The sequence below is a fragment of the Frankia sp. CeRuru1 genome (assembly GCF_977966315.1).
Map to the genome: position 1 here is coordinate 1 of NZ_CDWWEW010000384.1, position 4,833 is coordinate 4,833.

The following is a 4,833-nucleotide window of genomic DNA, read 5'->3' on the forward strand; positions in this document are numbered from 1 at the left end:
ATGGGCGGGCAGGTCGCCGGCGCACCGCCGGGGCCGTGGTCCGGCCAGGCTCCCGATCAGCACGGGCCGGTACCGGGCGAGCCCGGCGCACCGTACCCACCCTTCGCCCAGCCGCCGCCGGCCCGCGGGCTCGATCGCAGGCGACTCGTCTGGATCGCCGCCATCGTCCTGAGCGCGCTGATCGTCATCGCAGTCGTGGTCAGCCTGCCCGGAAAGACCGGAAAGAGCGGCCAGAATGGTTCCGCGGAACAGCTGGCGGCCACAACCGCCCCGTCGCGCTCCACCGGTCCGAGCACGGCATCGGGTTCGGCCAGCGGCCTGAACCGCCCCGTCACGGATGGCCAGCTCGAGTTCATCGTGGATTCCTTCCGGTGCGGGCAGACCAAACTCGGTGACGGACTGCTCGCTCGGCACACGGACGGCCAGTTCTGCCTGGCCCACGTGACCGTGCGCAACCTCGGCGACTCCACCCGCACGCTGGTGACCTCATCCCAGTTTCTGTGGGACGACGGCGGAGGCCGGCACAGCGCCGATTTCCTCGCCCGCCTCCAACTGAGTAACGAGGATCTGTGGGATTCGATCAACCCGGGTGACCTCAGGGCGGGCACCATGGTCTTCGACATCCCGCGGGAGGCCACAGCCCAGGAGTTGGAGCTGCACGACAATCCGGTGAGCGGAGGAGTCCGCGTTCCCGTCCCCTGACGGTGGCCGACCAGCCCGGCGGGCCGATCTCCAGTTAATGTCACCCTCGATCCGAACGGACCCGAAGCGGGGCGAGCACCCCCCACGGGTTCCGAACCGTCGAGGTGGGGAGTCCGGTGCGAAGAAGCGGTGTCGGTCCAGATCGTCGCGGACCCGGTCGACCCGGCGGAGCCGCGGCCCTCGCCGTCCTCGCCCTCATCGGCGGCCTGACCGGTTGCAGTGACCTTTCCGACCAGACCGGAACGTCCAACCAGGTTGGTGCCCCGACCGCCAGCGGCTCGGCGCTGAAGCTGCTCGGCACCCTTCCGATCAAAGAGGAGGACAACTCTCCCAGGTACCGCCGGGACGAGTTCGGGCCCGCCTGGTCGGACATCGACGACAACGGGTGTGACACCCGTAACGACATTCTGCGGCGAGATCTGCGCAGCACCACCATCCGCAGATCGGACGGTTGCACGGTGCTGACCGGTGAGCTCCGGGATCCGTACACCACCAGAATCATCCGTTTCGACCGTGGACGGAACTCCGCCAGCGTGCAGATCGACCACGTCGTCCCCCTGGCGGATGCGTGGCGGACCGGCGCGCTCAACTGGACCGCCCGGGAACGGCTCCAGTTCGCCAACGATCCGGAGAACCTGCTGGCCGTCGACGGTCCCACGAATCAGCGCAAGAGCGATCACGACGCCGCCGAATGGTTGCCGCCGAGCCCGGGGGAGCAGTGCCCCTACATCGCGCGCCAAGTGGGATTGAAGGCCCGTTACCGCCTGTGGGTCGTCCAGGCGGAGGCGGACGCGATGCGCGCGGTTCTCCAGAAGTGCCCGAACCAGCCGGCACTGGGGCTGACCCCGAGCGGCTGACCGGAAGCCCGCGGCGCCGGGTCATCCGAGAAATGCGGAGTAGCCGGCGGAGTCGGCCCGGACCCGGCGGAGCCGGCCGGCGGTCCTCAGAGGACGGTGGGCGCGGCGCCGCTCTCGCTCACCATCGGGCGGCTGTGCGCCTGCCAGGAGAGCATCCCGTCGGTCAGGTTGCGGACCTGCCAGCCACCCTGCTTGAGGTAGTTGGTGACGGCGGCGGACCTGCCGCCCGAGCGGCACACCACGACGACCTCGCGTTCCCGGGGAACCTCGTCGAGCCGGGCGGCCAGTTCACTCATCGGGATGTGCAGCGCGCCGGCGATGTGACCGGCGGACCACTCGTCGGGCTCCCGCACGTCCACCATCAGCGGGGCACCGTCCGCGGAAAGCTCGACCGGTAGCTCCGCGACGCCGACAGCCGGTATCTGATCGGTACTCACGTCTCCATCCTGCCATCAGGACCCTCCGAGGGGGCTCGCGATTCAGCGCAGCGGCCGCGGAAGCGCGGGGACGAGGTCGGCGTCGGCGGCGCGGGAGAGCAGGGCCTCGACGGCGGCGAACCCCTCGTCGCCGAGGTTGAGGCTGAACTCGTTGACGTACAGCTTGATGTGGGCGTCGACGACGTCGGGCGCCATCTCCTGGGCATGGGCGAGGACGTAGTCGGCGCTGGCGGCGGGATCGGCGAAGGCCGCGGCGACGCTCGCCCGCACCGCGGCGGACAGCGCCGGGCCGTCCAGCCCCCGGCGGGCGAGGATCGCGCCGAGCGGAAGGGGCAGCGAGGTCTGGCCCTCCCACCAGTCGCCGAGGTCGACGAGCGCCGTCAGCCCATAGGACGGGTAGGTGAAGCGGGACTCGTGGATGACGAGCCCCGCGTCGTACGCGCCGTCGCGGACGGCGGGCATGATCTTCTCGAAGGGAAGCACGTCGGCGCTCGTCACGCCCTCGTCGGCCGCCCACAGCCGGAACAGCAGGTAGGCCGTGGTGCGGGTGCCGGGGATGGCGACCCGGGCACCGCGCAGGCCCGACCGCCCGGCGGTGAGGACGAGTGGGCCGCAGCCGCGGCCCAGGGCCCCGCCCGCCGTCAGCAGTTGGTACCCGGTGAGCAGCCACGGCAGGGCGGCGTAGGACACCTTGACGAGGTCGTCCCGCCCGTCGGCGGCCCGGGCGTTGAGGACGTCGATGTCGGCAAAGGCCACCGACACCTCGGGTGCGCCCGGGACGAGTCCGTGCGCGAGGGCATGGAAGGCGAATGTGTCGTTGGGGCAGGGCGAGATGGCGAGCGAGAGCGGACCTGGAAGGTTCGAGGTGGTCGCCCGGCCAGCACCCATCTCAGTGCTCTCCCGTCCCGTGGTGGCTGTTGTTCCCGTGGTGGCCGCGGGCACCCGGGTGTCCGGCCGGGATCGTGGTGGAGGTGTCGCTCGTGGTGGCCACCGGTGCGGCCATCACCAGACCGTCCGGGTGGGCGACGAGTGCCGCGGCGGCCGTGCGGAGGCTGGCCAGCGCGACCGGCAGGTTCCAGTCGGACCGGTCCCGGCGCCCGACCGTGTTGCTGATGGTACGGATCTCCACCACCGGGACGCCGAAGGCCCGGGCGGCCACCCCGACGGCGTACCCCTCCATCGACTCCGCCACCGGGTCCAGCCGCTCGGTCAGCGCCGTGGCCCGACGTTCGGTGCCCGTCACCGTCGACACGCTGATCACGCTACCCGTAACGATCCGCCGCCCGGTGGCGTCGAGCACCGTGCCCAGGCGGTGGATGAGGTCCGGATCCGGGACCACCGTGGACGAACCGAGCCCGAGATCCTCCAGGCTCAGGAACGACCCCGCGGGGTTCGGCAAGTGGGCGGGGCCGCCGCGGGGTGCCGGCGCGCCGTTGCTGTGGAACCCGAGATTGCGGTCCATCTCGCTGATGCGGCCGATCAGCGGAGCGGGCGGTTCCTCGTCAAGGCCGGACTCCGCGCCGAGGTCGGCGGCGAAGATGCGATCGGCGAGGACGATGTCCCCGATCTCCGCCCAGCCGCGGAACCCACCGCCGATCCCCATCGCCACCACCAGGCTGAACGGCTGCCCCGCCGCGCTCGCCACCGACATTGCCACCGCGGTGCCCGCCGCCGCGGCCGGGCCGCCGGTGCCTGCCGCGAGCACCGTCACCGGTCCGCGTCGCCGGCCCACGTAGGGGCCCAGGGTGGAGGTGGTGAGAAGCTGGCGGTCCCATTCGGGGGACACCAGGCTGCCCGGTCCGATGGGGGTTCTGGTCCGGCCGCGCGACCAGCTGCCCATCAGGCCGGCACACACCGCGTCCGCTTCGGCGGTCACTGCGGTCACGATCAGGGTGCGGCTCACGATCAGGTCCGGATCATGATCTGGGGACGTCCTCGTCTGTCGTCGCATACTGTCGGTCGATCCGCCCGAACACCACCGCACCGGACAGCTGGGTAACAGTACGGGGTTTTCGATGGGGTGCAAATCGGACTTGTTGCCGGATCTTAGCATTGCGGACGACGCTGCGTGGTCCCAGTGGGGAGGTATGGCACGCTGCGCGCACGGTGTATCCCCGTTCGGGGGCTGGTGTGCGTGGGTCGTTGGTTCCGGTCCGGCGGCGGAGCAGCCGGCGGTGGGTCAGGGCTTGAAGGTGACCAGGAACGGCCAGCTTCCCGACGCCTGGTCGCTGGAGCTGCCTGCCTCGGGAAGCGCGAACACCACGAGCAGGGCAGGCGTGTTCTTGGCGGGAACGTACCGGTAGTGCGTCTCGTTGATCTTGTCGGTCACCCGCTCCCTGCCCAGGACGAGGAAGTAGCCGCGGTCGGCGACCGACGTCGGCACGTCGATGTTGATGGCGTTTCCGGGCCTGATCGTGATGTGCGGCGGTGATACCGATTTCTGGATCACCGTCCCGTCCCACTCGTACTGCGCGGCGTTCGTCTGCACGAAGTGTCCCCCGGACTCCATGGTCACCAGGGGAGTCGGCCGCTCGCAGCCGCTCAGGCCGAGGCCGACGACGACCGCGGCGGCGGGAGCCACGGCGAGCCGCCGGAACGGGAGACGGCGGAGGAGGTGAGGCGTGCGCACGGTCGGAGGGTATCGCCGCCCGTGCGGTGGCGTCGCTCGTCGCCAGGGCCTTCAGCCCCTGGCCGGTGGGCACGGTGGCCCGGGTCACGTCGCTGGCGTGCCGGGTCAGTTCTGGCGCCGCCATCGGAGGCCGCGGGTCGTTCGTCGGCGGTCAGGCCGGGTTGGACCGGTCGGATCCTGGAGCGTCGCCGGAATGGGGAGTGGGGCC

7 protein-coding genes are annotated in these 4,833 nt (G+C 71.1%); 3 read left to right on the plus strand and 4 right to left on the minus strand.

Features of this window, described 5'->3' with window-relative positions; translation table 11 throughout:
* The coding region (locus AC08OP_RS20900; protein ID WP_476615733.1) for a DUF4352 domain-containing protein at positions 1 to 702 on the plus strand (702 nt) is incomplete at its 5' end.
* Positions 703 to 818: 116 nt separating this feature from the next.
* On the plus strand, positions 819 to 1,559 hold the full coding sequence (locus tag AC08OP_RS20905; RefSeq protein WP_476615734.1) for an HNH endonuclease family protein: 741 nt from the start codon (positions 819 to 821) through the stop codon (positions 1,557 to 1,559).
* 86 nt (positions 1,560 to 1,645) lie between these two features.
* Here the strand turns inward: AC08OP_RS20905 and AC08OP_RS20910 are convergent, their stop codons facing one another.
* The 4 genes from AC08OP_RS20910 to AC08OP_RS20925 all read right to left on the minus strand — a co-directional run bounded on the left by AC08OP_RS20910 (position 1,646) and on the right by AC08OP_RS20925 (position 4,625).
* Complete coding sequence (locus AC08OP_RS20910) at positions 1,646 to 1,996, minus strand: rhodanese-like domain-containing protein (protein ID WP_476615735.1); 351 nt, start codon at positions 1,994 to 1,996, stop codon at positions 1,646 to 1,648.
* 42 nt (positions 1,997 to 2,038) lie between these two features.
* Positions 2,039 to 2,884, minus strand: a complete 846-nt coding sequence (locus tag AC08OP_RS20915; RefSeq protein WP_476615736.1) for a 1,4-dihydroxy-6-naphthoate synthase — start codon at positions 2,882 to 2,884, stop codon at positions 2,039 to 2,041.
* A 1-nt stretch (position 2,885) separates the two neighbouring features.
* Entirely contained in the window at positions 2,886 to 3,899 is a 1,014-nt protein-coding gene (mqnB, locus tag AC08OP_RS20920; protein ID WP_476615737.1) for a futalosine hydrolase, read from the minus strand.
* Between the two features lie 276 nt (positions 3,900 to 4,175).
* Complete coding sequence (locus tag AC08OP_RS20925) at positions 4,176 to 4,625, minus strand: hypothetical protein (protein WP_476615738.1); 450 nt, start codon at positions 4,623 to 4,625, stop codon at positions 4,176 to 4,178.
* Positions 4,626 to 4,651: 26 nt separating this feature from the next.
* On the opposite strand from AC08OP_RS20925, the gene AC08OP_RS20930 reads away from it, so the two are divergent.
* Positions 4,652 to 4,833, plus strand: a 182-nt coding sequence (locus tag AC08OP_RS20930; RefSeq protein ID WP_476615739.1) for a hypothetical protein, incomplete at its 3' end; no start/stop codon positions are given.